Source organism: Aliikangiella maris, assembly GCF_040719265.1.
Taxonomy (GTDB): Bacteria; Pseudomonadota; Gammaproteobacteria; order Enterobacterales; family Kangiellaceae; genus Aliikangiella; species Aliikangiella maris.
In genome coordinates this window covers 205,379-219,440 of sequence record NZ_JBFDAH010000007.1, presented here as the reverse complement: position 1 = coordinate 219,440, position 14,062 = coordinate 205,379, and the positions used below count along the sequence as shown (strand labels likewise).

The 14,062-nt window shown below is 39.3% G+C and carries 11 protein-coding genes; 7 read left to right on the top strand and 4 right to left on the bottom strand.

The genetic code is table 11. The features are described 5' to 3' along the window. Positions 1 to 21 precede the first annotated feature (21 nt). Entirely contained in the window at positions 22 to 1,977 is a 1,956-nt protein-coding gene (locus tag ABVT42_RS08905; protein WP_353874426.1) for a tetratricopeptide repeat protein, read from the bottom strand. A gap of 690 nt (positions 1,978 to 2,667) precedes the next feature. On the opposite strand from ABVT42_RS08905, the gene hemA reads away from it, so the two are divergent. The 5 genes from hemA (at position 2,668) to ABVT42_RS08880 (ending at position 7,734) form a co-directional block, all read left to right on the top strand. Next, complete coding sequence (gene hemA, locus ABVT42_RS08900) at positions 2,668 to 3,966, top strand: glutamyl-tRNA reductase (protein ID WP_353874425.1); 1,299 nt, start codon at positions 2,668 to 2,670, stop codon at positions 3,964 to 3,966. Positions 3,967 to 4,010: 44 nt separating this feature from the next. Then, positions 4,011 to 5,099: a peptide chain release factor 1 gene (prfA, locus tag ABVT42_RS08895; RefSeq protein WP_353874424.1), complete on the top strand. Its 1,089-nt coding sequence runs from the start codon at positions 4,011 to 4,013 to the stop codon at positions 5,097 to 5,099. A gap of 94 nt (positions 5,100 to 5,193) precedes the next feature. Beyond that, on the top strand, positions 5,194 to 6,114 hold the full coding sequence (locus ABVT42_RS08890; RefSeq protein ID WP_353874423.1) for an aspartoacylase: 921 nt from the start codon (positions 5,194 to 5,196) through the stop codon (positions 6,112 to 6,114). A 28-nt stretch (positions 6,115 to 6,142) separates the two neighbouring features. Continuing rightward, positions 6,143 to 6,985, top strand: a complete 843-nt coding sequence (prmC, locus tag ABVT42_RS08885; RefSeq protein WP_353874422.1) for a peptide chain release factor N(5)-glutamine methyltransferase — start codon at positions 6,143 to 6,145, stop codon at positions 6,983 to 6,985. Continuing rightward, entirely contained in the window at positions 6,985 to 7,734 is a 750-nt protein-coding gene (locus ABVT42_RS08880) for a HesA/MoeB/ThiF family protein (RefSeq protein WP_353874421.1), read from the top strand. The genes prmC and ABVT42_RS08880 overlap by 1 nt, the downstream gene beginning before the upstream one ends. Before the next feature lie 35 nt (positions 7,735 to 7,769). Here the strand turns inward: ABVT42_RS08880 and ABVT42_RS08875 are convergent, their stop codons facing one another. Then, positions 7,770 to 8,777, bottom strand: coding sequence for a hypothetical protein (locus tag ABVT42_RS08875; protein WP_353874420.1), 1,008 nt, complete (start codon positions 8,775 to 8,777; stop codon positions 7,770 to 7,772). 153 nt (positions 8,778 to 8,930) lie between these two features. Here ABVT42_RS08875 and ABVT42_RS08870 point away from each other — a divergent pair, with 153 nt between their 5' ends. Next, positions 8,931 to 9,416, top strand: a complete 486-nt coding sequence (locus ABVT42_RS08870) for a GNAT family N-acetyltransferase (RefSeq protein WP_353874419.1) — start codon at positions 8,931 to 8,933, stop codon at positions 9,414 to 9,416. A gap of 262 nt (positions 9,417 to 9,678) precedes the next feature. Here the strand turns inward: ABVT42_RS08870 and ABVT42_RS08865 are convergent, their stop codons facing one another. Further along, positions 9,679 to 10,227: a neutral zinc metallopeptidase gene (locus ABVT42_RS08865; protein WP_367023671.1), complete on the bottom strand. Its 549-nt coding sequence runs from the start codon at positions 10,225 to 10,227 to the stop codon at positions 9,679 to 9,681. Between the two features lie 536 nt (positions 10,228 to 10,763). Continuing rightward, positions 10,764 to 12,617, bottom strand: coding sequence for a DUF1631 family protein (locus ABVT42_RS08860; RefSeq protein WP_353874417.1), 1,854 nt, complete (start codon positions 12,615 to 12,617; stop codon positions 10,764 to 10,766). A gap of 399 nt (positions 12,618 to 13,016) precedes the next feature. Between ABVT42_RS08860 and accA the strand changes: the two genes are divergently transcribed. After that, a complete protein-coding gene (gene accA, locus ABVT42_RS08855; protein ID WP_353874416.1) occupies positions 13,017 to 13,982 on the top strand; it encodes an acetyl-CoA carboxylase carboxyl transferase subunit alpha in 966 nt (321 codons plus the stop codon). The last annotated feature ends 80 nt before the right edge of the window (positions 13,983 to 14,062 follow it).

Here is a 14,062-nt window from a genome sequence, read left to right as displayed (position 1 = left end):
CCGGTTTGGCTTACTAGGGAATTAAAATTCAATCTTAAATCGCTCCAGTGTCTTCTGTAATACGCTGTTTTCTTTTTCGATTTCCCAACCTTTCTGCCAAATATTTTTAGCTAGTTCGGGTTTGCCGTATTGCCATAACACTTCGCCCAAGTGTGCTGCAATGTCTGCACTGGGAGAAAGCTTAAATGCTTTGCTTAAATATTCAATAGCTTCCTCTAGGTTGCCCATGCGATAAGCCAACCAACCTTTGCTATCAATAATCGCAATGTTATCCGGCATGGCTTGAATGGCTTCATTGATTAAAGATTGTGCCAATGACAGTTCTTTATTTTGATCGGCCAAAGTGTATCCCAAAGCATTTTTGATATTGATATCGTCCGGATATAGAGCCAGTAAATGCTTGAATTCTTTAATCATATCCTCATGTAATCCGAGGTTTTCCTTATATAATGCTCTGGCATAAAGCAAATCTTTATCTTCGGGCTTGTTGGTTAGAGCCTGGTTAAGCCAATCAACGGCTTGTTGGTAGTGGCCATGATTATTAAGCAAAGCCGCCGCGGCAAGATTAAACCGATCAACTTTAGCGGGGGATCGAATGAGTGCCAATGCTTGTTGTAAATGTTTAACCAGCGCTGGTGCATTATCTGTTAAATTAAAAATATCGATTTTTTTCAGGTTTAAATTGAGATTTTCAGGATATTGCAAAAGTGCATTGCTGAGGGTTTGTTTAGCTTGTTCTTCTGAAAAGTGCTTTTTTAAAAGGTCAACTTCGGCGGTAATAAGCTGGGCTATGTCTGACTCTTCACTAAAACCGGAGGCGTTAAGCACTTCGCGCGCTCGGGTATAGTCTTTTTTGATGGCATATAACTGCGATAACTGAATTTTTGCCAAGACTTTAAATTTACCTGAATTAACCCGACTAAAATAAGCAATGGCTTTGTCAATCTGACCTAATCTGGCTGCCGAATCGCCACCATAAAAACTAACCGTGTTGACTTCATGATCGGTATTAGACAATAAATCAAACTGCTGCAAACTATCGGCATAATCTTCACTGGCGTAATAGCTGGCGGCAAGGTAATAACGGGTTTCTGTATCTTGTGGGTGGGTCATTAACCAGTCGGTATAATGTGCAATGGCGGCATCCAGATCTTGCAGATCGTAGAGTAGTTGACCCAGCATATGACTGATTGATTGAGATTGGCGATTGTTATTAAACAACTCACTCAAATAATATCGGGCAGCGTCATCTTGGTTGAGTTGCACCAGAATATGTGTTTTTAAGCGGATTGCCGGTTCAAATAATGGATCAATAGATAATGCTTCTTCAGCACGGGTAAGCGCTTGATTTAACATGTTATCTGGATTTTGATTGCGAGTGGCTAATCCCATGATGAGCTTACTGATAATGCTGCTAACGGCAACATCGTTTGGATATTTTTGGCGAAGATCTCGCAATAAATTGAAAGTTGCGCGAGGATCCTGATTGATCACATAAGTTGATAATAGGTTATAACGCTCCTCTGGTGAGGTGACTAGCGTAAATAGTTGATCGGTGGTCTTTGCTGCATCGGCTAAATTTTGTTGTGCCAGTTGTGCGCTAAGTAACAACGTCAGCGCATCAATATTTTGAGGCTCAATTGCCAACCAAATTAGCGCAGCTTGTTCTAGACCGAGCGCATCGTTAGCTCTTTGGGCTGCATCAATACTTTGTTCTATCAGTTGCTTATTTCTTGAGATGTCAGCGGCGTATAAATAATAGCTCATGGCTGATTGGTGATCTTGCTTAAATGATGCCAAGTCGCCAGCAATAATCGCTTCATAAAGGTCTGCTCGCTGACGGTCCGATAATTCGGGCTTATTGGCCAGCTGATACTGATTATGGTCGGTTTTAAATGTCGTTGTCGAAACACAGGCCGAGACATTGATAACGGCACCCAATATTAATCCCAGTCTATATTGACTTATTTTGCTCATTCGATTCATAAATACCTTCGATCAAGCGTTGCAGTAAACCTCTTGTCAGGTTTAGTGCAACGAAATTTTACTGAATAAATAGGCTAGTTATCGAGTTTCTAGCTATTTAGGTTATTAACGCTTCAGTTTATGTCGCTTTTCAGTTTGTTTAGTTTTGCGCTTTGTCTTGTTTTTGAGTTTGTCGTTTTTCAATTTGTACTTTGATTGACAAGCAAACCTTTATTTTGGTTCAGATTATTAAAAATTGTTGGCGACATCCAAGTTGGTAAGGCAAAAAATATGCGATTTGTGTAGTGCCTCTGGTATAATCGCCGGGTTTGCTGGAGCAGGCATATCATGTTTGACCATTTTTGCATTATTTCGTTTAACTTTTAATCAGTTAATTCGACTTGCCAGTATATTAGATAGAATCAGCGATTGATTTATTCGGGCTGTATTCTTCTGCCTGCAATTTTATTGTGGCCGATAATAACATGAAAAGTCTGTTAACCACTGTTTTTGCCAGCAAATGTTTGTAAATCATTGTTGCTTTTGTATAGACCAGCTTGAATATTGCCAGAAAATTACCGGATCAAAATTACTAATGCAGTCACTTGTTATTCAAAAAGAACTACAATTGAGTTTGTCTGAGAACAGACAGAAGATTTGTGAATTTACTGGTTTAAATTCAAACAATTAGTGGCTGGTATTATGCCTGTTTCTATTTTTGGGATAAATCACAAAACCGCACCGGTTGAAATCCGTGAAAAAGTTGCCTTTTCACCCGACAAAATTGTTGGTAGCCTCGCTTCGCTAAAAAAGTCTATCGCGTTGGATGAAGTTGCCATTATTTCCACCTGTAATCGAATGGAAATTGTTTTTCGCTGCGCCGACATACATGACGATTCAACCCAAACAGCTAACAAAATTGAGCAATTACTTAACTGGCTCGCTGGTGAACATCAGCTACGGGCTGAAATGATTAATCAGTATGGGTATTGTCATTCCGGAGAGGCCGCCATAGAGCATATGATGAATGTTGCTTGTGGGCTTGACTCAATGGTTTTGGGCGAACCCCAAATTTTGGGACAAGTGAAAGATGCTTATGGGTATGCCAATCGAGCAGGAACGATGGGATTATATCTTAACCGCTTGTTCCAGCAGACTTTTTCGTTGGCTAAACAAGTACGTACTGATACGCAGATTGGTGAGAGCGCCGTGTCGGTTGCTTATGCTGCAGTGACCTTGGCGAAAAGAATTTTTACCGACTTTTCCCGGGTAAAAGCACTGTTTATTGGTGCTGGTGAAACCATTGAACTAGCGGCAAGGCATCTGGCTCGCCAGGGAGTTACCCAAATGAGCGTTGCCAATCGAACTGTCGAACGAGCGCAGCGATTGGCTGATGAATTCAATGCCACGGCTCATGGATTGACGGCGCTAAGTGAGCTGGTGGTCGAAGCTGATATTATTGTCAGTTCAACCGCAAGCCCTGTGCCTGTTATTGGTAAGGGGCTGATGGAAAAAGCCATTAAACAGCGTAAACATCGGCCAGTATTTATGGTTGATTTAGCGGTACCGCGAGATATTGAACCTGAGGTTTCCAAATTAAGTGATATCTACTTATATACAGTTGATGACATGCAAGATGTGATCAAAGAGAATCTGAAAGTTCGTGAAGAAGCGGCACTTGAAGCGCGTGATATTATCGCGTTACATGGCCAAAAATATATTAACTGGTTGCAGTCTTTATCGGCAGTTTCTCTGCTCAAGGATTTCAGGGCACAATTTGAGCAAGTTAAAAATGATGAAATGCAGCGTGCACTGGCCCGACTAAACGGCGCAGTAGAACAACCGCAAGATGTTGAAAAAGTATTTACCGAGTTTGCCAATCGGCTAGCTCAAAAGTTTTTACATTCACCAAGCAAACTCATTCGAGAAGCGGGCGAAAATAATGAGTCGCACATACTCGAAGTGCTTGCGCGCGCATTTGATTTAAAAGCAAACAAGTAATGATTTTTAGGCAAACAAATAATTTTTAATTGCTAAGGTCTCTTATGAAAGATTCGATTTTAAGAAAGTTAGATGGTTTAGCTGAGCGCTACGAAGAAGTTGGGCACTTGTTGGGTGATCCCGAAACGATTGCCGATCAAAATCGTTTTCGTGATTTGTCAAAAGAATATTCGCAGCTTGAATCGGTCGTGCAGACATTTAATCGATATCAACAAATTGTTGAAGATTTGGCAACCGCAGAAGAAATGTTAAAAGATGATGATCCTGAAATGCGGGCAATGGCTGAAGACGACTTTAAACAAAACAAAAGTTTAATTGAAGAGGTCGAAGTAGAGCTACAAAAACTGCTATTGCCTAAAGATCCTAATGATGACAAAAATATTTTTCTTGAAATACGCGCTGGTACTGGTGGTGATGAAGCGGCTATTTTTGTCGGGGATTTATTCCGTATGTACAGTCGATATGCTGAAAAAAGCCGATGGCAGATTGAAGTGATGAGTGAAAACCCCAGTGAGCAAGGCGGTTATAAAGAAATTATTTGTAAAGTTTCGGGAGACAGTGTTTATTCAAAGTTAAAGTTTGAGTCGGGAGCTCATCGAGTACAGCGGGTTCCAGAAACAGAATCACAAGGGCGTATTCATACTTCGGCGTGCACGGTGGCGGTAATGCCTGAAGCGGATGAACTGGATGATATTGAATTAAATCCAGCGGATTTACGAATTGATACTTTTCGCTCATCGGGGGCGGGTGGTCAGCACGTCAATAAGACAGACTCGGCAATTCGTATTACACACTTGCCAACAGGGATGGTGGTTGAATGCCAAGATGGCCGTTCGCAACATAAAAATAAAGCACAGGCGATGAGTGTATTAAAATCACGTTTATTAGCGGCACAAGAGTCAGCTGCACATAGCGAACAAGCTGAAACGCGTCGCAATCTGGTCGGTAGTGGTGATCGGTCTGAACGCATACGCACTTATAACTTTCCACAAGGACGAATGACCGACCATCGCATTAATCTAACGCTTTATAAGCTGGATGAAATTATGCAAGGCGATCTTGATCAGGTATTAGCGCCTTTAGTTAATGAGCATCAAGCGGATCAATTGGCTAATCTGTCTGATAATGATTAAGTGTTAAGCGGTTGTGTTGAGTTAAACATTATAATGGGTGTTAAGTGAAATATCTGAATTGTTAATCAACTAACGCTGAATAGGTATTTGATTTATGCAACAAGAAGATAAAGTCAATTCGATTGTGCTTGTTGGCGGGACGCATGGTAATGAATTAACCGGTATTCATTTGGTGAATCATTGGCAAAAGCAGAAAAAACAACAAGCTTACAGCGACTTAAATATTGAGTATTTTATTGCTAACCCTGAGGCTATTGCGGCTAATAAACGATACTTGGAAACTGATTTAAATCGCTGTTTTAAACTGCAAGATTTGAACGATATAACATTAACCAGTTTTGAGCAAAAGCTGGCCAAAAAGATTAATCAACAACTCGGTCCAAAAGGTCAATCACGAGTTGATTTTATTATTGATTTGCACACCAGTACCGCCAATATGCAAACCAATATTGTGTTGGTAAAAGTTGATGAGTTTCATTTGAAATTGGCGGCTTACTTGAAAACACGGTTAAATGGTGTGGTGGTCACTTCTGAATCTGCAATAATGCCCGATCACCATTTTTTAAGTTCGATTTCTCCCAAAACATTATTAATTGAAATTGGACCCATTGCACAGGGAACTCTAGATCCGCAAATTATGCAAAAAACAGAACTGGCACTGAGCGCTACACTTGACTTTACGCTTAAATGGAATAACAACGATGTGCCTGCATCAACTGAACACTTAAAAGTTTTACAGTATTTTTCTCGTTTGTACTTTCCAACTGATGAGCGTGGCGAAATTACTGCAACTGTTCATCCCGACCTGATTGCTCAGGATTATCAAGTGATTGAACAGGGCACTCCAATTTTTCAAACTTTTGATGGCGAAGATATTTTATATGATGGTGATGCGGCGGTCATATCATTTGTTAATGAAGCGGCTTATTATGATCAAAAAATTGCCATGTGTTTAAGTCGTCCCGTATTTTATGATTTACAATCAGCGCAAAAAGTTGCGCCGCTTTGTCAGTAAAATTATATTTTTTATATCGTAATTAAAGATGATGAATGTCAAACAAGCGCTTTCCTATGCAGTAAATTTTCTGGCTCATTCTGAGGCAAAGATTGATGCAGAATATTTGTTGGCAAAAGTACTAGATAAAGATTTCACCTGGTTAAAAACCTGGGCCGATTTTGAATTGTCACCAGCCCAGCAAACTCAATTTTTAGCTTGGCTAAAACAACGTCAACAAGGTAAGCCGATTGCGTATATTATTGGTGAAAAAGGATTTTGGACTCTCGACTTATATACCGACGAATCAACTTTAATTCCCCGAGCTGAAACTGAATGCCTGGTCGAAAAAGCACTTGATTTTTTAGTGAATTTCTCAAGTGCTTCGGTACTTGATTTAGGATGTGGAACCGGTGCTATTGCGCTGGCAATTGCCAGTGAACGTGCGCAAGATGAGGTGTTTGCTTGTGACTTTCATGCTGGCGCTGTTGCTTTGGCAAAAAAGAATGCGGTGCGTAATCAATTACCACAAGTGACAATATTCCAAAGTGACTGGTTTGCTGCAATTGCTGAGCAAAAAATCACGCAAACGTTTGATTTAATCGTGGCTAATCCTCCTTATGTCGCGGCGGATGATCCCCACTTACTTGAAGGTGATCTGATATTTGAACCAAACAGTGCATTGGTATCGAAAGATGATGGGCTAGGTGATATTCGTCATATTACCCAACACGCCGGTCGTTACTTAAATTCTGGTGGTGCATTAATGATTGAGCATGGTTTTGAACAAGGGGCATTGGTGAGAGATTTGTTTGAGCAAGCTGGATTCAAACAAGTTGAAACTCAAAAAGATTTGCTAACCCACGATCGACTGACAATAGGAATCTGGTAATGTTATCTGATCAACAACTGTTGCAGTTTAGTCGCCAGATAATGCTGCCAACAATTGATATTAATGGACAACAACAATTGCTCGATGCACATGTACTGATTATTGGTCTTGGTGGGCTAGGTTCACCTGTCGCTATGTATTTAGCCGCGGCGGGTATTGGCAATTTGACCTTGGTTGATGATGATAAGGTCGACTTGAGTAATTTACAGCGGCAAATCATTCATGCCAGAGACAATATTGAGCAGGCGAAAGTTGAATCGGCAAAACAGCGACTAGCACAAATCAATCCGGACTGTAATATACAGACGATTGATCGGCGGTTGAATGAAAGTGAGCTAGAGTCTGTGGTTGCAACTGTCACCCTCGTTGTCGATTGTTGTGACAATTTTGCCACACGGTTTTTACTAAACCAAATATGCTATCAGCAAAAAACACCATTGGTTTCTGGGGCTGCTATTCGCTGGGAAGGGCAGTTGACCACTTTTACCATGCAACCTCAAACCCCATGCTATCGTTGTTTGTATGAAGCGGATGTTTTTAGTGATCAAAGCTGTGCGCATAATGGCGTGGTTGCGCCATTGGTTGGTATTATCGGGTCAAGTCAGGCAATGGAGTGTATTAAACTTATTACCGGGGCAGGAGAGCTTTTAGTTGGGCGATTGTTGCTGTTTGATGGCTTAACTATGGAGTGGCGAGGTATTCGCTTTAAACCCCGCAAAGACTGTCCTGTTTGCGGGGCGACGCATTAGCATCAAACTTTCAAGGTCTGTTACATTAAGGTTTATCACTCATTCATTGCAATGTCTACTTCTGCACAGTGATTAGCTGGCGTAAATTGAGATTTGGGATGAGTGAATACCTGTTGTCCAAATATTTCAATCCAGTCGCCGGGCTTTAAGTGATCGGTACGCAGTGATACCGGATAAGCAATTGCTCTGTTTTGCATCGCTTTGACTACTTTTATCTGACCCGAAGGTAAGCTGGCTTTACCTGTTTGTGGATGATTATAAAAAACGTTCAATCGATTACCTTGAATAAAATTTGCCTGTTCACTATGCAAATAAATCTCTTGTTCAACAATCTTGTCAATCTGTCCCAGCAAAGGTTCTTGTTGGAGTCTTTCCATCAGGCGAAGTAGTAAATAATTGGTTGCAGCCAAAAAGGATTGTCCCGGTGTAGTTGACAAATAGCTGGACACCGTCGGATCTTGGTTTAAATGGACTGTTGAGGGTTGAGGGGTGGCGTTGAGATCGCAGTTAGACAGGATGATTTCAACCGTACTTATCCAAGATTTAATTGGCTTTTTTCCACTGCTTAATTTAATACTTAACTCAACCAGCGATGGTGGTGGTGATTGTAAAAAACGGTCCGTTTCGTCGTGTAATTTTTGCCACCAAATATCGTCGGGAGCAAATTTAAACGGGAGCTGATAGCGATTAATGATTAGGGCTACCTCATAGTCTGCTTCGGATATATCGGGGTTAAACAGGTGAGTGGAGCGAAAAGCATCTCGAACGATTCGATTCATCGCCATGGGTAATTTGCCATGATAATAATATTCAGCTTTTTCCTGTCTTTCTTCCATGGGAATACCCGAATAATTAATCAGCGGATTGAGTTTAATACTGATGGGGGAAGACGCGATATTTGGCCATTGCAGATGAGTAAAGGCTGCTGCTTTTTGAAATTCTAAACGATGATTACTGGCTTGCGTTGCTGGAGGTAATAATAAGATTGCCAGTAGCCATAGAAAGGTAAATGGGTGATAAGTTGTTGTTTTCTCATAAAACACTTAGCATTCTCCATCAATAAAGTTGGTATCGTTTTAGTGGTTATCGGCCATGCAAACCGGCAACTTTAAAAATTGGAGAAAAGCAGTTAAGTTTTTTATGATTAGATGGTCTAATCTGTTTTTCAATTCTGACTAAACAAGGGTATTTTTAATGTGACTATAAACGCCAAATTGAATCGATTAATTATTAAGCATTTACCGCCAACGCCACAAGAATTTGTTGAGTTGCGTGATGCCGCTGGCTGGGGAAAAGTTTCTCTAGAAATGGCTACCCAGAGTTTGCAACATTCATTATTTCACGTCACAGTTCGTCTTTCGGTTGAGCTGCAAAGTAAGTCGCAAAGTATGGCGCACGATGCAAATAATGAGTCACTTATTGCGATGGGAAGGGTAATTGGCGATGGCTTTTTGTTTTTTTATATTCAAGATATTGTTGTAGCACCGAATTATCAAGGACAGGGTTTAGGACATATCGTGATGACAGAAATTGAAGATTATTTGCAAGTCGCGGCTAAACCTGGCGCTACAATTGGTTTGTTTTCTGCTCAGGGTAAAGAAAATTTTTATGCACGCTATGGCTATCAAAAGCGAGAGGGTAATTCGTTAGGGTTGGGGATGTGCCGATTTGTTTCAATCTGAATTATTATAAATTTCTGAATTATATTGACTTTGAAAATATATAGAATTAGAAGTTATCTTAAACTTAAACTTAAACTTAAACTTAAACTTAAACTTAAACTTAAACTTAATTTAAAATCATATAGAATTTGCAATTCAATCAATAAAGTCTATTTGATTTTTGTTCAATGAAAAATTAGCTCACACGATAAACTGCGCGAGCTAACTGTTCTTAGTTATTTATTGGTCATTAATTTCAGCGGCCAACCAACTCATTAACTATTTAAAAGCAACCATTAGGATTTCCACGAGTATTATATCCTTTACGTACATAATACTGACGTTGTGATCCTGTGCCATGTGTTGCGTCTCCTGCATTGTAAGCAGACATTGATGTTGAATTATAAAGTCCACGATAGCCTAAGGTGTTCTCACCATAATATGTAAAAGAACCAGAAAAACAATCGGATTGTAATTCTTGGTAAGGGACGTTATAACGGATGTTTCGCTTATTTTGAATACTATGCCCCCACTCATGGGCAAATATTCCTTTGGCAACTAATGGGTAACGGTTTTCTAAATTTTGTAAAAATTGTGTCCCTAATTGAAGATAATTACCACAAACATAGGCAGTTATTCCATAACGTTCACCACACACATTTCGATCGTAGTAAACCCAAGGGCTTGCATAACTACCAGCCCAACCTTTGATCTCATTTAAGGTTTTATTTAAATAATCATAAGTAACTTGAGCTGAGTTTACTTGACTAGCAAAAAAAGAAATCGATAGCATTAAAGTTAATATTAATTTTTTCATAAATAATATTTTCATGTGTTTTGTTTAATTAGAATGTTTGTCTTTTATCGAGAGTGACAACATGAAATTATCATTTGCTGTGAAATACCATTTATTAAATAGCTACACTTTTTGATTCAAATAATTATCCATCAATATGCATTAATTGAATGGTTGATTTCATTTACAAAAGATTTAAATGAAATTATTTAAAAATAACCCTTGTTTTTCTTTATTTAAAAAATTACGTTCGAAATTTTTTTATTTTGTGAATTTTTTCTAATTATTTATTTGTTAATTTATTTGGCGCATTTTTAAGTTGTAGTGGTGTGGGCATAATCATATAAAATAAAGTTATAAATAATCTACTCAATCAAGTTATCGATTAAACGTGAAATACCTAGAAGATTAAGAATTGATTGGGCTTGGCGTATAACCCCAATAGCACGATCTGGTTTAAATATATGCACGAATGAGTGATTAGGACTAATGGTTTAGTGTTTTCTGTCTTTCTGAATATGTGCTTATTCGTGTTAGTCTTTTAGTCTCTAAACCATCTTGGAGGAGCTGAATTACATTTGTGAGAGCTTTTGTCTGCGGTGTCTGACCAACGCACTTAATGGATCATTAGTGGGTTTTTGTTTAATTATTTTAATGCGTTCTTGCTCTATCAGTTCAAGTAGCTCTTGTTTGGTCGGCTCAATCACTTTTTTACCACTGGCATCGGTAAAAATATGACGCTGGGTTGTTTTGGATATTAGCATTAATGAAATTTCTTTCCAGCGGCCAGTGTCAGCTTGATAAGCGACTTGAATTCCAGGTGTTAGCTGCCGGTAAATACCTTTAATTTGAAAGCGTTTTTCCGCATTTAACTCTTCCAGTCGCCTTGCTTCGGCATGTTTCTCTGCTTCACGTCGAATTTCTTCTTGACGTTTTAATATAGCGAGACGTTGTTCTTCTTCGATGCGTTTTTGAACGGCAGCACGAGCCAAGGCTTCCTGACGCTCTTTTTGGGCTTTATCTTTGGCTTTTTTCTTGAGAAATTGCTGATACTCATTTTTTAATATATCTAATCTTGCCTGCAATTCTCGAATTAATGCTTTAAGTGCATGCTGGTATTTGGCCTGACCTTCACCTTCAATTAATTGAAGGTTATGGTTTAAAAAGTCAACATTATCAAATTCGATATTGGCCACTGATTCGCCTGATAAATTGACAAAAATGATTTGTTTGGCAATTCGATTAATTGCAAGTAGCTGGCTGCGTATTTTATTATTGTCAACTTTAAGGGTATACCACTGGCCTTCTTTTAGTGTATCGACATCAAAAAAAGCTGGCGCCGACTGATCCCATTGGTCGAGTTCGTTATTATCATATTCTTCATCAGCAAATATATCTGCGGCAATCATCACATCATAACTGACTCTTTCACCGCGTAATTTTTTTCCATGAAATGTTTCTGTTTCGATAAAAAACTCTTTGACATATTCATCGACTAGCCCCGCTTCATTGAGCTGGTTATAAACCCGTTTCATTGCATCACTCACATCCGCTTCAAATCGCTGTTGGTAAGTCGGGTCTCCATAGGGGCAGGTAATACTCCATGCAATAGTATCCATATCAGTTAAAAGTAATTGGCATTGTTTGCTTTGCACGCCAAACTCTTGAATCGTTTGATGAAGTACTGGGGCCAGATTATTTTCAAAGAAGTCGAGCAAAAATATGGGCATTTCTTCACCCTGGGTTTTGCTTTTAATCAGCTGCATAGTGAATTGGTTAGCTTCTTCTTGTCGCAAATCTTTGTTGATTTCAGCCAGAATCTTATTGATATTTTCATTGGCTTTATCTTTAAATCCTGAATAATACTCATCGAGCATTTTGTCGGCTTTAATAAATGTCTGGCTGGTGACCTGTTCATAATTAGCAAGTCTGTCAACTAACAGTTCAACCGCGTGAATAAAATATTGAGCGAGTTTCCCTGCGTTGTGATCAAAGTGGTAACCCACATCTAAAAGTCGGTTTAAAAAATGAACAGCTGAATGTTTTGAATTATCCAGATAACTTAAATCATTTAGAGATAAACGGGTAAAGGCTAGCTGTAAGCTATTGAGTACGTGATAGTATTTGGCATCAAAATGCGTATTCTCGCGTAGAAAATTAAAAATAATTTCTACGACCTGAAGAGCATTTTTCTCAAATGCAGATAAGGGGCGCCCTTTGATTTTATCAACATCATTGAGCATTTTTAAAACAGACACTTGTGGTGCCTGGTTCTCAATAATTCGATTAGCTAGACAAGACAAAGCGTCAGACAATTCTTGTGAAGTTATCAATTGTTGACGCCAGTCAGTTTCCCGAGGCTCGTAAAAGATTTTCTCTTCCAGAAGTCTGTTTTGCTTTAATAAATTTCTTAACTGTCGTGACATGAACAATGTTAATAGCCAACCTTAGTAAAACTATAGTTTAGAGTGGGTAAAAACTAAATAAAATTCTCTCCAGTCTGAATTTTAAAGCTTTTTGGATAATGAGATTGTGAACCATATATTATTTGGATGCGAAAAACTTATTTTTTAATTCGTCTTTGTAATTGAATAGAAGGTTTTATCTGTGGATAAAAGGGGTTAAAATGCAGGCTGATTTTCAAACGCAGAACTTAATTGGGACTGGTGAATATTTGTTATTAATTGATTTTATTAGATTTTTTTGAGTGAATAGAACAAGAATAATGTCGTGCCAAAAAAATCGATTAAAGTGATATTTGATTGATAATCAAAATAATTCGTTAGACTCGAACTCAATAATCTTAAAGAGTAGTTGCAAATACAATGAATTTTTTAGAATTTGAACGACCGATTGCGGAAATGGAAGCACAAATCGAAGAACTTCGATTGGTTGGGAATGATAGCGAAATTAATATCAGTGAAGAAATCGAACGACTAAAAAAGAAAAGTAAGGAACTGACTAAACAAATATTTTCTAACCTAGATGCTTGGCAAATTGCCCAGCTAGCTCGTCATCCACTGCGGCCTTATTCTCAGGATTATATCAATCTGATGTTTACCGACTTTGATGAACTTGCTGGTGATCGTGCTTATGCCAATGATTTAGCGATTATCGGCGGTCCAGCCCGGTTGAATGGAAAACCGATTATGGTGATCGGGCATCAGAAAGGACGTGATACCAAAGAAAAAATTGCACGAAATTTTGGTATGCCACGTCCAGAGGGCTATCGTAAAGCATTGCGTCTGATGGAAATGGCTGAAAAATTCAATTGGCCCATCATTACCTTTATTGATACCACTGGCGCTTATCCAGGTGTTGGGGCAGAAGAGCGCGGTCAATCCGAAGCGATAGCACGTAACCTTAAAGTGATGTCTCGTCTTAAGGTGCCAATTGTATGTACCGTGATTGGTGAAGGCGGCTCAGGTGGGGCGCTGGCGATTGGTGTTGGTGACCGGGTAAATATGCTCCAATACAGTACCTATTCGGTTATTTCACCTGAGGGATGTGCTTCAATTTTGTGGAAAAGTGCAGAGCGCGCCAGCGAAGCTGCCCATGCGATGGGCATTACCGCGGCACGCCTTAAAGAGTTGAAGCTGATTAATGAAATTGTCGCTGAGCCAGAAGGTGGCGCTCATCGTGATCATCAAGCAATGGCGAGTGCATTAAAAGCGCGGATTCTTAAAGATTTAGAGGTACTTAACGTATTATCTAAAGATGAACTGCTGGATCAACGCTATGATCGTTTAATGTCTTATGGAGTTCAGGAAGATTGGGCGACCATGGCTTAATTGCTGGTATTGCGTCTCCTTACCTGGAAAAATATTCAGGAGAAAGCTTGTTGGTCAAGCATCTATGGCAGCTAGCTTTC

Excerpts from the sequence above, each read along its gene's own strand:
- ABVT42_RS08905 (WP_353874426.1), bottom strand. The coding sequence starts at position 1,977 with ATGAGCAAAATAAGTCAATATAGACTGGGATTAATATTGGGTGCCGTT.
- ABVT42_RS08860 (WP_353874417.1), bottom strand. The coding sequence starts at position 12,617 with ATGTCACGACAGTTAAGAAATTTATTAAAGCAAAACAGACTTCTGGAA.
- prmC (WP_353874422.1), top strand. The coding sequence starts at position 6,143 with ATGATGAATGTCAAACAAGCGCTTTCCTATGCAGTAAATTTTCTGGCT.
- hemA (WP_353874425.1), top strand. The coding sequence starts at position 2,668 with ATGCCTGTTTCTATTTTTGGGATAAATCACAAAACCGCACCGGTTGAA.
- prfA (WP_353874424.1), top strand. The coding sequence starts at position 4,011 with ATGAAAGATTCGATTTTAAGAAAGTTAGATGGTTTAGCTGAGCGCTAC.
- accA (WP_353874416.1), top strand. The coding sequence starts at position 13,017 with ATGAATTTTTTAGAATTTGAACGACCGATTGCGGAAATGGAAGCACAA.
- ABVT42_RS08865 (WP_367023671.1), bottom strand. The coding sequence starts at position 10,227 with ATGAAAATATTATTTATGAAAAAATTAATATTAACTTTAATGCTATCG.
- ABVT42_RS08880 (WP_353874421.1), top strand. The coding sequence starts at position 6,985 with ATGTTATCTGATCAACAACTGTTGCAGTTTAGTCGCCAGATAATGCTG.
- ABVT42_RS08890 (WP_353874423.1), top strand. The coding sequence starts at position 5,194 with ATGCAACAAGAAGATAAAGTCAATTCGATTGTGCTTGTTGGCGGGACG.